This window comes from Streptoalloteichus tenebrarius (genome assembly GCF_024171885.1).
GTDB lineage: Bacteria > Actinomycetota > Actinomycetes > Mycobacteriales > Pseudonocardiaceae > Streptoalloteichus > Streptoalloteichus tenebrarius.
In genome coordinates, this window is record NZ_JAMTCP010000054.1 from 1 (window position 1) to 12,926 (window position 12,926).

Consider the following 12,926-nt stretch of genomic DNA (forward strand, 5'->3'; position numbering starts at 1 on the left):
TGCTCATTCTTTGCGACCTGTCATGCGCTTTGGTTCAGCCTGCGGGTGGCAGGTTGTCCAGTACCATCTTCCCGACTTTCTCCGCGAATCCACAGGGGTCCTCATACTCTGGATTGGTGCGGGAATTGCGGTCGAAGTTGATGTAGAGGACCTGGTCGTCGGCGACGCCGAGGTCGACGCGGCATGACTTGATCTTGTCATTCAGTCCTGTTCGAACCGCCGGGTAGCCGGCGACGGTTGATGGTGTGAAGTCCGGGAAGCGTTCCTTGCGGAGGTATGTCTCCTCTAGTCCGCGACGCTTGGTGTCAAGGGCGAGGTAGATTCGCAGGTTGCCGTTCGACCAGTCACACTCTGGTTCGCCGAAGATGGAAGTTCCCTTCTTTCCGGGTTGAGTGAAGGTGAGTTGTGTTTGTTGTTGTGGGGTGAGTAGCTGGCATGCGTCTTGTCCTCGGAGGTTCTTGGGGTTGGCAACCCGAGGTGCCAAGGATGGGCCAGCGTTGGCAGATGAGGAGCGGTTGGTGGGGCCACTTGTGGTGGTGGGTGAGTTGGTTGCGTGGTCGGCGGCGGTGGGCGTTCCAGGGGTGCTGGTGGCGCAGCCCGCCATCGCAAACCCGGTCGCCGTGAGCGCAACAACCACTCGGAGGTGCCGCATTCGCATCCGTTTGTTACCCCTTAAAAGTGTGGTTTTCATCGGCATGTCGGTAGGTGCCCATGGCTTTGTCGATCTGGTCGATGACGCTCTCGTAGACCGCGATGGCACTGTCGATTGAGCGCAGGGCGGAGCCTGAAGAGCCGACGGCTTTGTCGCGGAGTGCGTTGGCGAGTTTCTCGCTGGATCGGTCTCCTGCGGGCGGCTCGACCCTGTCCATGTTCGCTACCTTGATTCGTGCCTGCTTCAGCTCTTCGATGGCTTCTTGGAACTTGGCTTTGAGGGCTGGGGCCTGGTCGCGGTTGACGCGGAAGGAGCCGCCTGTGGCGCTCGCCGGGGCTCCGGCGCCGGCGAGGCCGCCAACCAGGGCGGCGCCGGTGCTGGGCGCGGTGATGTTGAGCCAGTCGCTCATGGTGTGACTGTCTTCCCCCCTCGACGTTGTCGTGAGATCGAGTTTGCCGGACCGGTTCTGAGCTGGTGTGGGTTTCGCGGCAGGGTCAGCGACGTTCCATCGCCTGGAGTAGTTCCTGGAGCAGGCCAGTGATCCGCCGATTGTCGGCGGGGAGGACGGTCAGGTAGCCGTCGCGTTGGAAATAGGCGTATCTGCCCTGACGGGTGTCGAGAACGTTCAGCACCCATGGGGCACGAGTGGTCTGGCCCCACTGGTCTCGGGTGGCTGCCGAGAACAGGCCCAGTCGCAGGCGGTCCGCGTCGAGCATCGTCCGGAGGGTGCGGGCGTCCTGAGGGTGGACGCCGCCGTCGGCGAGTGCGGACTCGAAGGCGTAGCCCTGCGCCTGTCCGGCCTGGCTCAGTGCGTCGGCCGGGATGTTGAGGGAGCGGCCTGGCCCGGCTTGGGCGTGGCCGAGCAGCGACACGAGTGCGGTCGCGATGGCGGTGGAACGCACGCCGTCGAGCCAGACCCTGTCGTCGGCCCAGACCCCGAGCGTGCCCCAGTCGCCACGGACCGCCGCCACGGCACGGAGTTCCGCGTTCGGCCCCGGTGACCAACGCAGGTCGAGGGTGAGGGCGGGCCGGGCGAGGAGCGCCAGGTTCCCGGCGATCTCCGGCTGGACGTCGTCGTCGGGTGTGGCGATCTGCCGGTGTCGCAACGACTGCCACGCCTGCCGGTAGATCTCGCGGGCTTCGTCGTTGGTCGCGCCCTGCTCGGGCACACGAAGCGCCGGTGGTTTGCGGCCGAGGTCCAGACGACGCCAGAGCGCGTTGAACTCGGCCGGAGTCAACTCCGTCCACATACCGTCCCCCTTGTTGAACCAGGAGTGACGATATGTGATCGGGCCGTGGTCAGGTGGGGGGAATGATCAACGCGGTCAGACCTGAGCGCCCGGGAGGTCGAGTCGGCCGCTCCTGGTGCTCCTCACGAAGGACGCCCAAGCGGCGGTGTCGAACACGAGGGCAGGACCGGTGGGGTTCTTGGAGTCTCGCACCCCGACCGGCCCCGCGAGGCTCGCGATTTCCACACACTCTCCCCCGTTGGGGCCGCTGTGGCTACTTTTCCGCCATATGGCACTCAGGTTGGCCACCTCCAAGCACTGACCGCCACCCGAACCACTCCGGCTGCTCTTCCGCCAGACTGGAACCAGGCTCGCGACCTCGACACACGCTCCCCCGTTGGGGCCACTGTGGCTGCTCTTCCGCCACATCGCACCGAGTTGGGTTGCTGTGGAGAGACCGTCCGTCTGCATCGCAACTTCCTCCCAACCTCGCGGGCCGGTGGGTCAACGTCTTTGCTGCTGCCGATGGCTCTCAGGCTTCGGCGGAGGTGATGTCGAGGTGCCCAGACTTGGTGCTGTACAGGAACGCCGCCCATTCATGGGCGGCGAACACCAGTGCTGGTCCGGTGGGGTTCTTGGAGTCTCGCACCCCGACCGGCCCCGCGAGGCTCACGACCTCGACACAGTCCCCACCGTTAGGGCCACTCCGGCTGCTCTTCCGCCAGGCTGGTGCGAGGTTTGCGACCTCGACGCATTGCCCACCACCCTGGCCACTGTGACTGCTTCTCCGCCAGCGCACAGTGTGCGAGGGCATCGTGGGGGCGTCGTCCATGCTCACCCAAGCTCCTTCAGGATCGCTCTGATCAGGTTGATCGAGGCTGTCGTCGAGAGCGCTCGCCGGCTCAGCTCGGCGAAGTCTGCGCGGAATTCACTGAGTTGCTCGGGCTTCTCCAGGTAGAGTCCACCGCTCTGGTTTTCCACATACACAACGCCAGGGTCGTCTGCCTGTGGGAAGCCAAGCCATGTGAAGGATCCAAGCTGTCCTCGGTGCTCACCTCGCTCGAAGGGCATCACCTGAAGGGTGATCGTAGGGTGACCATCCAGGGTGGCCAAGTGCCGTAGCTGTTCCCGCATGACGTCCAGGCTGCCGACCCGACGGCGCAACACCGACTCGTCCAAGATCGCGTGCAGTCGGAGTGGTGCTTCTGGGCGGCGCATCGCTTCCTGCCGGCGGAGGCGAGTAGCTACCTGCTCCTTGATGGTGTCGTCATCAACGGTTGCACCATCTCTGATCACTGCTTCCGCGTAGCCGGGAGCCTGTAGAAGACCCTGCACGTGTCCCAGATCCCAGGAGTGGATCTCGCTGGCTCCCCACTCCAGGCCGACGTAGAGCGAGAACCAGGACGGGATCGCCTGGTTGCCGTCCCACCAGCCCTTCTCGCGGGACGCCTCCCAGATGCGCAGGTACCACTCGACCTGGTCCGGTGGGACGCCGAGGAACGGCAGCGCGATCTCCAGATCCACCGCGTTGAACGGGTTCCGCATGCTCTCCAGGTGCGTGATCTTGGTGGAGGCGCACCGGAGCCGCTTCGCGACGTCGGCCTGCGTCATGCCGGCGGCCTCGCGCAGACGCCGGAACTCCTGGGCGAGCCAACGACGTCCGACGGTCGGGCTGAGCAGCGGGGGAGCTTCCGGGGGTGACTCGGCCACGGCGGTCCTTCCAGCGTTGGTCGGGGCGGGACCGAGTGTGCCCGTTCGTTCACGTCCGGTGGCAAGTCACCCTATCGGGGAGCTTCACGCCGTAAGGCTTACTCCCTACTCTTCATGTGACCGTGATCACCAGAGCGGGGAGGCGTGATGACGTACAAGCTCGTGCTGCTGGAGGAACACAACCCGGGCCGGTTCGGGTGTTGGCACCAGACCGTCGCCGAGAAGGAGGTCGACGCGGCCGACGTGCCCAGCGAGGGGGCGGACCGCTGGATGCACGCGTGGGGCGTCGAGGTGTTGGACAAACAGGAACGCCGCTACGGCCTCTACTGCGTCGTGCTCGTGGATCGCGACATGGACAACGTCGACCCCTACTACTGCGACGACCGCGAGGACATCTACTGGTCCGGCTGGTGCGAGCTGGTGCCGGCCGGCTGATCAGGAAGCCGGCCGGCCGGTCGCGTCGGACACCTGACCAGGGTCAGCGGGGGTTCGGCCGCCAGATCATCAGGGCGGTCTGCTGCTGCCGGGGGCGCAGCGGGACCAGCTCCCGCCGGTAGGAGGCGTGCACGGCCGCGGCGGCCTGCTCGGCGGCGGCGTGCGCCGCGGCCAGCTCCTCCTCCGCCTCGGCCAGCCGCGCGGTCAGCTCCGCGACCCGCGCCCGCAGCGCCTCGGTCTCCTGCGCCAGCTCGATGATCCGCTTCACGCCCGCGAGGTTCACGCCCTCCTCCTGGGAGAGCCGCTGCACCTCGCGCAGCAACGCGATGTCCCTGGCGGAGTACCGGCGACCCCCGCCGGGGGTCCGGCCGGGGGACACCAGGCCGAGCCGGTCGTAGCTGCGCAGGGTCTGCGCGTGCAGCCCAGCCAACTGGGCGGCCACCGAGATCACGAAGACCGGCGTGTCCTCGTCGGCGCCCGGGGGGAACGGAATGCCCGGCCCGTCGTGTCGGCTGGTCATGGCCTCACCCCTTGCCGTGCTCCAGCAGCGCAGCGAGGCCGGCCCGCGGGTCGTGGTCCTTCGTCGCCGCCGCGTAGGCCTCCAGCGCCTCCTTGGCCTTCTCGTCGAGATCCCTCGGCACGTCGACGCGCAACGTCACCAGGAGGTCGCCGCTGCCGCCGCCGCGTCGGGGGACGCCTCGTCCGCGCACCCGCAGGACCCGGCCGCTGGCCGTGCCCGCGGGCACCCGCACCGACACCTTCCCGTCCAGCGTGGGCACCGTCAACGTGGTTCCCATGACCAGCTCGGGGAAGGTCACCGGCACGGTGATGGTCAGGTCGTGCCCGGACCGGCCGAACACGTGGTGCGGGTCGACGTGGACCCGCACGTACAGGTCGCCCGCCGGGGCCCCGTTGCGCCCCGGCTCGCCCTGCCCGGCCAGGCGGATGCGTTGCCCGTCGTCGACACCGGCCGGGATGCGGACCGTCAGGGTGCGCGTCCGCGTGCTCACGCCCTCGCCCGCGCACTCCAGGCACGGGTCGTCGATGATCTGCCCGGTCCCCCGGCAGTCCCGGCAGGGCTCGCTGAACGCGAACGCCCCCTGGTTCCTGGTGACCAGGCCGCTGCCGCCGCACCCGGGGCACGCCCTCGGCGCGGTGCCGGGCCGCGCGCCCGTCCCGCCGCAGGTGCCGCAGGAGGCCGGGCTGGTCAGCCGCAACGGCACGGTGGCCCCCCTGACGGCGTCGAGGAAGTCGATGTGGACCTCGGTCTCCACGTCCGCGCCCCGCTTGGGGCGGTTCGCGGCGCCCGCGCCGCCCCGCCGGCCGAACAGGCCGCCGAGGAGGTCCCCGATCCCGCCGGACCCGCCGGAGGCCCCGCCGAGCAGGTCGCCGAAGTCGAACCCGCCGCCGGTACCGAAGCCGCCGAACCCGCCGCCGCCCGGCCGGAAGGCCCCGCCGGCGAACAGCCGTCGGGCCTCGTCGTACTGCTTGCGCTTCTCCGCGTCGGACAGCACGCCGTAGGCCTCGGACACGGCCTTGAACCGGGCCTCGGCCTTCGCGTCACCCGGGTTGGCGTCCGGGTGCAGCTCGCGCGCGAGCTTCCGGTACGCCTTCTTGATCTCGTCGGTCGAGGCGTCGGGAGGGACGCCCAACTCCGCGTAGAAGTCCTTCTCGATCCAGTCCCTCGCGCTCATCGGACGTCCCTCCCTCCGCTCGTTCTCTCAGTTCTCGCCGTTCGCCCCGTCCGGCCGCTCCGGGATACCCGGCGCGACCGGAGCCTCCGGCGTGAACGGCTCCGGCTCATGATCGGTCACCGCGACCAGCGCCGGACGCAGCACGCGCTCGCCGAAGCGGTAGCCCCGGCGGAGCACCATCGTCACCGTCGGCCCGCTGACCTCCGGCGAGGTGCTGTGCTGCACCGCCTCGTGCACCGACGGGTCGAACTCGTCGCCCTCGGCGCCGAACGGCTCCAGCCCGGCCTTGTGCAGGGTGCTCACGATCTTGTCGGCGACCGCCTTGAACGCGCCGGTCAGGTCGCCGTGCTGCTCAGCCCGCTCGAAGTCGTCCAGCACGGACAGCAGCTCGGTCACCACCTGCGCCTTGGCGGTCGTGACGACCAGCTCCCGGTCCCGCTCGACCCGCTTGCGGTAGTTGGCGTACTCGGCCGTCACCCGCTGGAGGTCGGCCGTGCGCTCGTCGAGCTGCCGCCGCAGGTCCGCGACGGCCGCGTCGGCCACCTCCGCTCCGGCGGAGGCACCCGCGGGGGCCTCGGCCGGGGCCTGCTCCCCGGCCTCCGGACGCTGGTCGCCCGGTGCGCCCCCGGGCGCCGGCTGCTCGCCGGCGTCCGGGGCGCGCACGGCACCGGTCTCCGGGTCGATGCGCCTGCGGTCCCTGACCACCACGCGCGGCTCGCCCTCGTGTCCCTCGTGCTGTGGCTGCGTCACTTCTTCTTCTCGTCCTCGTCGACGATCTCGGCGTCCACCACGTCGTCCTTGCCGGCGCCGGCGGCACCACCGGCGGCACCGGCGCCGGCCGCCGCGCCCTCACCGGCCGCGCCGGCCTGCGCGTACATGGCCTGGCCCATCGCCTGCGCCTCGGTGTTCAGCTTCTCCACCGCGGTGCGGATGGCGTTGATGTCCGTGCCCTTGAGCGCCTCGTTGACCCCGTCGAGGGCGGCCTTGACCTTGTCCTTGACGTCGGCCGGCAGCTTCTCGTCGTTGTCCTTGACGAACTTCTCGGTGGTGTAGACGAGGGACTCGGCCTGGTTGCGGACCTCGGCCTCCTCGCGGCGGCGCCGGTCCTCCTCGGCGTGCGCCTCCGCGTCCTTCATCATCCGGTCGATGTCCTCCTTGGACAGCGCCGAACCACCGGTGATCTGCATGCCCTGCTCCTTGCCGGTGGCAAGGTCCTTCGCGGAGACGTGCACGATGCCGTTGGCGTCGATGTCGAAGGTGACCTCGATCTGCGGCACGCCGCGCGGGGCCGGCGGGATGCCGGTCAGCTCGAACATGCCGAGCTTCTTGTTGTAGGCCGCGATCTCGCGCTCGCCCTGGTAGACCTGGATCTGCACGGACGGCTGGTTGTCGTCGGCCGTCGTGAAGATCTCCGAGCGCTTGGTCGGGATCGTGGTGTTGCGCTCGATGAGCTTGGTCATCACGCCGCCCTTGGTCTCGATGCCGAGGGACAGCGGGGTGACGTCCAGCAGCAGGACGTCCTTGACCTCGCCCTTGAGCACGCCGGCCTGGAGCGCCGCGCCGACGGCGACGACCTCGTCCGGGTTGACGCCCTTGTTGGGCTCCTTGCCGCCGGTCAGCTCGCGCACCAGGTCGCTGACGGCCGGCATCCGGGTGGAGCCGCCGACGAGCACCACGTGGTCGATGTCGCCCACGCTGATGCCGGCGTCCTTGATCACGTTGTGGAACGGGGCGCGGCACCGGTCGAGCAGGTCGGCGGTGATCCGCTGGAACTCGGCCCTGGACAGGGTCTCGTCCAGGAACAGCGGGTTCTTGTCCGCGTCGACCGTGATGTAGGGCAGGTTGATGGTGGCGGTGGACGAGCTGGACAGCTCGATCTTCGCCTTCTCCGCGGCCTCGCGGATGCGCTGCATCGCCATCTTGTCCCTGGTCAGGTCGATGCCGTGCGAGCCCTTGAACTTCTCGACCAGCCAGTCGACGATCCGCTGGTCCCAGTCGTCGCCGCCGAGGTGGTTGTCACCGCTGGTGGCCCGCACCTCGACCACGCCGTCGCCCAGCTCCAGCAGGGAGACGTCGAACGTGCCGCCACCGAGGTCGAAGACCAGGATGGTCTGCTCCTTCTCGCCCTTGTCCAGGCCGTAGGCCAGGGCGGCGGAGGTGGGCTCGTTGACGATGCGCAGCACGTTCAGGCCGGCGATCTGGCCGGCCTCCTTGGTGGCCTGCCGCTGGGCGTCCTCGAAGTACGCCGGCACGGTGATCACCGCGTCGGTGATCTCCTCGCCCAGGTACGCCTCGGCGTCCCGCTTGAGCTTCATCAGCACCCGGGCGCTGATCTCCTGCGGCGTGTACTTCTTGCCGTCGATCTCGGTCTTCCAGTCGGTGCCCATGTGCCGCTTGACCGACCGGATGGTGCGGTCGACGTTGGTCACCGCCTGGTTCTTGGCCGGCTGGCCCACCAGGATCTCGCCGTTCTTGGCGAAGGCGACGATCGAGGGCGTCGTCCGCGAACCCTCCGAGTTGGCGATCACCGTCGGCTCACCGCCCTCGAGGACGGCGACGACGGAGTTGGTCGTCCCCAGGTCGATGCCGACCGCTCGCGCCATGGATCTTCCTCCAACTGCTCGGTTGGTGCACGTGAGCTGTGGCCCTCGTGCTGACCTTGAGTGGCTTCAGCTCAAGTCTGGGCGCGTCCGGCTCCCGTCGTCAAACCCGACTTGAGTCTTCCGCGCTCAACCTTTCGCACTGCCCAACGAGCGAGTCGCGCCCCGTGTTCCCGGCAGCTCCGCCGAGTTCGGCACGAGTTCGTCGACGCCGAGGCGGAGCCCTGCTCAGAGCGGCCGGCGAGCGGGACGGCGGAGTCGCTGGACCAGGTGAGGACCACCGCTCGCTAGCGTGGCGGCACCCCGACCCTGGGAAGCCCTCGCGAGGACGTGGTGCGCTGGTCCTGGCTTGTCCCCGTGGTGTGTCTCCTCGCCGCCACGGTCTCGCCCCCGCCGGCCGACTCGGCGCTCCCCCCGGGCATGGTCGAGGCGGTGCGTCGCGACCTGGGCCTCTCCCTCGGGGAGTACCTGGCGCAGGCGGAGGTCGGGGCACGTCGCAGGCCTGGCGCCGACGTCGGGGCGGGTGAGCCGACCGTGCCCTCGTTCGTGCCCCCGTTCCTGCGGGCCGGGGAGCCGATCGCGACGGCCCGTGACGACCAGCTTGGGCGGTGCACCGCCGGCTTCGTGCTGGTAGCGGGGGACGGGACCACCCGCCTGCTCACCAGCGGGCATTGCGGGCGACCTGGGGAACGGGTGTTCTCCGGGGGGCTCGCGGTCGCCGAGTTCGAGCGGGTCGTCACGGACGACCTCGACCGGGGCGGTCAGGGCGACGACTACGCGGTCGTGCGACCCCTCCTCGACCTCCCCGGGTTCCGTGCGGGCGTCGTGGACCACAGGGGAGGCGTCGTCCGGGTGGACGGCGTCGCCGAGCCGGTCGTGGGCGCTCCCGTGTGCAAGTCGGGCCGGACGACGGGGTGGACCTGCGGACGCGTCACCGCCGTCAGGACCAGGGTCCGCAGCCAGGCGCCCGGCGCGGCCGGCCGCGTCCTCGGGGTGTTCGCCCACGACGCGTGCACCGAGCCAGGGGACAGCGGCGGGCCGGTCCTGAGCGGGACCAGGGCGGTCGGGATCACCCACGGCGGGCTCACCGGCCCCGACGGCCGCTGCCCGTCACGCACCGGGGGCGCCGACCTCGCGGTCGCCGAGCCGCTGGCCACCGACGTCCTGCCCGACCTCGCCGGCCTCCGGCTCAGGACGGGGTGAGCGGCGGCGATTGGGCGCGGCCGGGGGCGGACGGGGACGATGCTCGCGTGCACATCCGGAACGTGGAGATCTCCGACGACAGCATCCGGCTCGGGCAGTTCCTCAAGCTCTCCGGGCTCGCCGAGGACGGCGGCCACGCCAGGGCCCTGCTGGAGGCCGGGGAGGTGACCGTCAACGGGCGAGGGGAGACCCGCAGGGGCCGGCAGCTCCAGAACGGCGACGTGGTGGCGGTCGGCGGCGAGAAGGCCCGCCTCGTCACGCCCGTCACGGGCTAGGCCGTGTGCCTGGTCATTGATCTTGGGTGCGTCGTGGTGAGCTGACCGAACAGCATGAGCACGGATCGAGCCGTGCCGCCCAGCGGTTCACGCCGTGGTCGCCCATGGCGGGACCACCGGCTGACGATCAACAGGAAGCTGCGGACCAGCGCCCCGCGACGGGACCTGCCCGAACACTCGGGGCCATGACAGTCGGTCGACGACCGCTTCCCACGTGGGCAAGCTGACGGCAGGCTGAGCGCGGTCACCGGAAGCACGCGGCGGGTTCGCGACAACGCCACCGGCAGGGTGGAGCGGACCACCAGCGTGGACACCGTGGTGCGGGCGCACCAACACACCACCGGCACGACGAAAGGGTGGGCTGCGTCGGCCCTCGCGTCGGCCCGTGAAGCGCTCGGCCAGCCCCCGCGTCAGGGCTGAGCACCCAGGCGCACCCGGCCCGCGACGAACACGGCCGACCACTGCCCCTCGTGCTCACCCCGGGCCAGGCCGACACCGCGCCGCGCTTCACCGATCTAACGGCCGACCCCCTGCCACACCCGGTCTGGACGCATCCACACCCGCCCAGACCGGGTGCTCGCCGACAAGACCCACGACACCCGCGCGATCCGCGAACACCTGCGCCGCCCCGACACCATGCAACGCCGCACCAACCGCTTCAAGCAGTGGCGCAGCCTGGCCAGCCGATACGACAAGACCACCCAGTCCTACCTGGGGTCGGGCGCGGGCACGGCGTCCCGTCCGTGCCGGGCCGGCCGGTTCAGCGGTCGGCCACGCGCCCGGCGTCGACCTCGATCCTCCGGGTCGTCCTGACCGCCTCCATCATCCGCCGGTCGTGCGTGACCAGCAGCAACGTGCCGGTGTACGCGTCGAGCGCGGATTCCAACTGCTCGATCGCCGGCAGGTCGAGGTGGTTGGTCGGCTCGTCCAGCACGAGGAGGTTCACGCCGCGCGCCTGGAGCAACGCCAGCGCCGCCCGCGTCCGCTCGCCCGGCGAGAGCGTGCCGGCCGGCCGCAGCACGTGGGCCGCGCCCAGCCCGAACTTCGCCAACAGGGTGCGGACGTCGGCCGGCGTCCACTCGGGCACCTCCGCGCCGAAGGCCTCCAGCAGCGGCCGGTCACCCACGAAGAGCGCCCGCGCCTGGTCCACCTCGCCCACGAGCACGCCCGAGCCGAGCGACGCGTGCCCCTCGTCCAGCTCGGCCCGGCCCAACAGCGCCGCGAGCAGCGTCGACTTGCCGGAGCCGTTCGCGCCGGTGATCGTCACGCGGTCGGCCCAGTCGATCTGGAGGTCGACGGGGCCGAGGGTGAAGTCGCCCCGGCGGACCACCGCGCCGCGCAGCGCGGCGACCACCGCGCCGGAGCGGGGCGCCGAGGCGATCCGCATCCGCAGCTCCCACTCCTTGCGGGGCTCCTCGACGACGTCGAGGCGTTCGATCAGCCGCTCGGTCTGGCGGGCCTTGGCCGCCTGCTTCTCGGTCGCCTCGCTGCGGAACTTCCGCCCGGCCTTGTCGTTGTCGCCGGCCTTGCGCCGCGCGTTCTTGACGCCCTTCTCCATCCAGGCGCGCTGGGCGCGGGCCCGCGCCTCCAGCGACGCGCGGGTGTTGGCGTACTCCTCGTACTCCTCGCGGGCGTGCCGCCGGGCCACCTCGCGCTCCTGGAGGTACGCCTCGTACCCGCCGCCGTAGGCGCGCACCTGCTGCTGGGCGAGGTCCAGCTCGACCACGCTGGTCACGGTCCTGGTGAGGAACTCGCGGTCGTGGCTGACCAGCACGGTGCCGGCGCGCAGCCCCGAGACGAACCGTTCGAGGCGCTCCAGCCCGTCGAGGTCGAGGTCGTTGGTCGGCTCGTCGAGCAGGAAGACGTCGTAGCGGCTGAGCAGCAGGGAGGCCATCCCCGCCCGCGCCGCCTGGCCGCCGGACAACGCGGTCATCGGCTGCTGGGGGTCCACGGCGAGGCCGAGGTCGGCGAGGACCTCCTCGGCCCGCTCGTCCAGGTCCGCGCCGCCCAGCGCGAGCCACCGGTCCAGCGCGGCGGCGTAGGCGTCGTCCGCGCCGGGGCGTCCCTCGGTCAGCGCCTCGGTCGCGGCGTCGAGGTCGGCCTGCGCCGCGGCCACGCCGGTGCGGCGGGCGAGGAACTGGCGCACGGTCTCGCCCTGCCGGCGTTCCCGCTCCTGGGGGAGGTGGCCGACGGTCGCGGTCGGCGGACTGAGGCGGACGCTGCCCCGCTCGGGCGCCACCAGGCCGGCGAGCACGCGCAGCAGGGTCGACTTCCCCGCCCCGTTGACGCCGACCAGGCCGATGACGTCCCCGGGCGCGACGACGAGGTCCAGCGAGGAGAACAGGACGCGGTCGCCGTGCCCGGCGGCGAGGTCCTTCGCGACGAGTGTGGCGCTCATGAGGAATCCGATGCTAGTGCCGCCGGGGCCGGCTCCTCCGCTGGTGCCGGGCGCGCGCCGCCCGGTGTGGGCCGCCCCGCGCGCGGGTACCCCCGAGGGGTATGACGAAGGCCACGTTGTCCAGGTACCCCCCGGGGGTATGTAGTGGGCGAGCGACACCGCTGGAGGAGGCGACACGATGGCCAGTCACGACCACCACCACACCTCGGCCCCGAACCCGAGGGGCCTGACCCGCGGCGCGGTCGCGGCCACGCTGCACTGCCTCACCGGATGCGCCATCGGCGAGGTCCTGGGCATGGTCGTCGGCACCGCGCTCGGCCTGTCGAACCTCGCGACGATCGTGCTGTCGGTCGTCCTGGCCTTCGTCTTCGGCTACTCGCTGACCCTGCGCCCCGTCCTGCGCTCGGGCCTGACCCTCGCCGCGGCCCTGCCGGTCGCGCTGGCCAGCGACACGGTCTCGATCGCGGTCATGGAGGTGGTCGACAACCTGGTCATGCTGCTGATCCCCGGCGCGATGGACGCGGGGCTCACGCGGTGGCTGTTCTGGGCGAGCCTCGCCGGCTCGCTGGTGATCGCCTTCGTGCTCACCGTGCCGGTGAACCGCTGGCTGATCGCCAGGGGCCGGGGCCACGCCGTGGTGCACCAGTACCACCACGCCGGCCACCAGCACCACTGAGCGGCGGGAGACCGGGAGGTGGGCGGCCCGTCGTCCCCCGGCGGCGGGCCGCCC

The 12,926-nt window shown here is 70.8% G+C and carries 15 protein-coding genes; 4 read left to right on the top strand and 11 right to left on the bottom strand.

Annotated features, from left to right (window positions below):
• Positions 1-34: 34 nt before the first annotated feature.
• The 6 genes from LX15_RS28620 to LX15_RS28645 form a co-directional block, all read right to left on the bottom strand.
• Positions 35-691, bottom strand: coding sequence for a DUF3558 domain-containing protein (locus LX15_RS28620; RefSeq protein ID WP_253673617.1), 657 nt, complete (start codon positions 689-691; stop codon positions 35-37).
• The gene (locus LX15_RS28625) at positions 666-1,061 is read right to left on the bottom strand and encodes a hypothetical protein (RefSeq protein WP_253673619.1); all 396 of its coding nucleotides are present in this window, start codon (positions 1,059-1,061) and stop codon (positions 666-668) included. Before LX15_RS28625 ends, LX15_RS28620 begins: the two co-directional genes overlap by 26 nt.
• A gap of 85 nt (positions 1,062-1,146) precedes the next feature.
• On the bottom strand, positions 1,147-1,902 hold the full coding sequence (locus LX15_RS28630) for an ESX secretion-associated protein EspG (protein ID WP_253673621.1): 756 nt from the start codon (positions 1,900-1,902) through the stop codon (positions 1,147-1,149).
• A 75-nt stretch (positions 1,903-1,977) separates the two neighbouring features.
• Positions 1,978-2,352, bottom strand: coding sequence for a DUF397 domain-containing protein (locus LX15_RS28635; protein WP_308213534.1), 375 nt, complete (start codon positions 2,350-2,352; stop codon positions 1,978-1,980).
• Between the two features lie 61 nt (positions 2,353-2,413).
• Positions 2,414-2,713, bottom strand: a complete 300-nt coding sequence (locus tag LX15_RS28640) for a DUF397 domain-containing protein (RefSeq protein WP_253673747.1) — start codon at positions 2,711-2,713, stop codon at positions 2,414-2,416.
• Between the two features lie 2 nt (positions 2,714-2,715).
• Positions 2,716-3,591, bottom strand: a complete 876-nt coding sequence (locus LX15_RS28645) for a helix-turn-helix domain-containing protein (RefSeq protein WP_253673623.1) — start codon at positions 3,589-3,591, stop codon at positions 2,716-2,718.
• 147 nt (positions 3,592-3,738) lie between these two features.
• Between LX15_RS28645 and LX15_RS28650 the strand changes: the two genes are divergently transcribed.
• Positions 3,739-4,026 carry a hypothetical protein gene (locus LX15_RS28650; protein WP_253673625.1) on the top strand — a complete coding sequence of 96 codons (288 nt, stop codon included), beginning with the start codon at positions 3,739-3,741 and terminating at the stop codon, positions 4,024-4,026.
• 43 nt (positions 4,027-4,069) lie between these two features.
• On the opposite strand, the gene LX15_RS28655 is transcribed toward LX15_RS28650, so the two are convergent.
• The 4 genes from LX15_RS28655 to dnaK are packed head-to-tail and all read right to left on the bottom strand — an operon-like array spanning position 4,070 to position 8,323.
• Complete coding sequence (locus LX15_RS28655) at positions 4,070-4,546, bottom strand: heat shock protein transcriptional repressor HspR (RefSeq protein WP_253673629.1); 477 nt, start codon at positions 4,544-4,546, stop codon at positions 4,070-4,072.
• A 4-nt stretch (positions 4,547-4,550) separates the two neighbouring features.
• Positions 4,551-5,720 carry a molecular chaperone DnaJ gene (gene dnaJ, locus LX15_RS28660; protein ID WP_253673631.1) on the bottom strand — a complete coding sequence of 390 codons (1,170 nt, stop codon included), beginning with the start codon at positions 5,718-5,720 and terminating at the stop codon, positions 4,551-4,553.
• 27 nt (positions 5,721-5,747) lie between these two features.
• Complete coding sequence (gene grpE / locus LX15_RS28665) at positions 5,748-6,470, bottom strand: nucleotide exchange factor GrpE (protein WP_253673633.1); 723 nt, start codon at positions 6,468-6,470, stop codon at positions 5,748-5,750.
• Positions 6,467-8,323, bottom strand: a complete 1,857-nt coding sequence (dnaK, locus tag LX15_RS28670; protein ID WP_253673643.1) for a molecular chaperone DnaK — start codon at positions 8,321-8,323, stop codon at positions 6,467-6,469. Before dnaK ends, grpE begins: the two co-directional genes overlap by 4 nt.
• Positions 8,324-8,650: 327 nt before the next feature.
• Here dnaK and LX15_RS28675 point away from each other — a divergent pair, with 327 nt between their 5' ends.
• Positions 8,651-9,523, top strand: a complete 873-nt coding sequence (locus LX15_RS28675; protein WP_253673652.1) for a S1 family peptidase — start codon at positions 8,651-8,653, stop codon at positions 9,521-9,523.
• Between the two features lie 47 nt (positions 9,524-9,570).
• Positions 9,571-9,798: an RNA-binding S4 domain-containing protein gene (locus LX15_RS28680; protein WP_253673654.1), complete on the top strand. Its 228-nt coding sequence runs from the start codon at positions 9,571-9,573 to the stop codon at positions 9,796-9,798.
• Between the two features lie 760 nt (positions 9,799-10,558).
• Here LX15_RS28680 and LX15_RS28685 read toward each other — a convergent pair.
• Entirely contained in the window at positions 10,559-12,196 is a 1,638-nt protein-coding gene (locus tag LX15_RS28685; protein ID WP_253673657.1) for an ABC-F family ATP-binding cassette domain-containing protein, read from the bottom strand.
• Between the two features lie 178 nt (positions 12,197-12,374).
• Here LX15_RS28685 and LX15_RS28690 point away from each other — a divergent pair, with 178 nt between their 5' ends.
• A complete protein-coding gene (locus LX15_RS28690; protein ID WP_253673659.1) occupies positions 12,375-12,872 on the top strand; it encodes a DUF4396 domain-containing protein in 498 nt (165 codons plus the stop codon).
• Positions 12,873-12,926 lie beyond the last annotated feature (54 nt).

Coding starts and splice junctions, on each gene's coding strand:
- LX15_RS28620 (WP_253673617.1), bottom strand. CDS start 691: ATGAAAACCACACTTTTAAGGGGTAACAAACGGATGCGAATGCGGCAC.
- LX15_RS28625 (WP_253673619.1), bottom strand. CDS start 1,061: ATGAGCGACTGGCTCAACATCACCGCGCCCAGCACCGGCGCCGCCCTG.
- LX15_RS28630 (WP_253673621.1), bottom strand. CDS start 1,902: ATGTGGACGGAGTTGACTCCGGCCGAGTTCAACGCGCTCTGGCGTCGT.
- LX15_RS28635 (WP_308213534.1), bottom strand. CDS start 2,352: ATGCAGACGGACGGTCTCTCCACAGCAACCCAACTCGGTGCGATGTGG.
- LX15_RS28640 (WP_253673747.1), bottom strand. CDS start 2,713: ATGGACGACGCCCCCACGATGCCCTCGCACACTGTGCGCTGGCGGAGA.
- LX15_RS28650 (WP_253673625.1), top strand. CDS start 3,739: ATGACGTACAAGCTCGTGCTGCTGGAGGAACACAACCCGGGCCGGTTC.
- LX15_RS28655 (WP_253673629.1), bottom strand. CDS start 4,546: ATGACCAGCCGACACGACGGGCCGGGCATTCCGTTCCCCCCGGGCGCC.
- dnaJ (WP_253673631.1), bottom strand. CDS start 5,720: ATGAGCGCGAGGGACTGGATCGAGAAGGACTTCTACGCGGAGTTGGGC.
- dnaK (WP_253673643.1), bottom strand. CDS start 8,323: ATGGCGCGAGCGGTCGGCATCGACCTGGGGACGACCAACTCCGTCGTC.
- LX15_RS28685 (WP_253673657.1), bottom strand. CDS start 12,196: ATGAGCGCCACACTCGTCGCGAAGGACCTCGCCGCCGGGCACGGCGAC.
- LX15_RS28690 (WP_253673659.1), top strand. CDS start 12,375: ATGGCCAGTCACGACCACCACCACACCTCGGCCCCGAACCCGAGGGGC.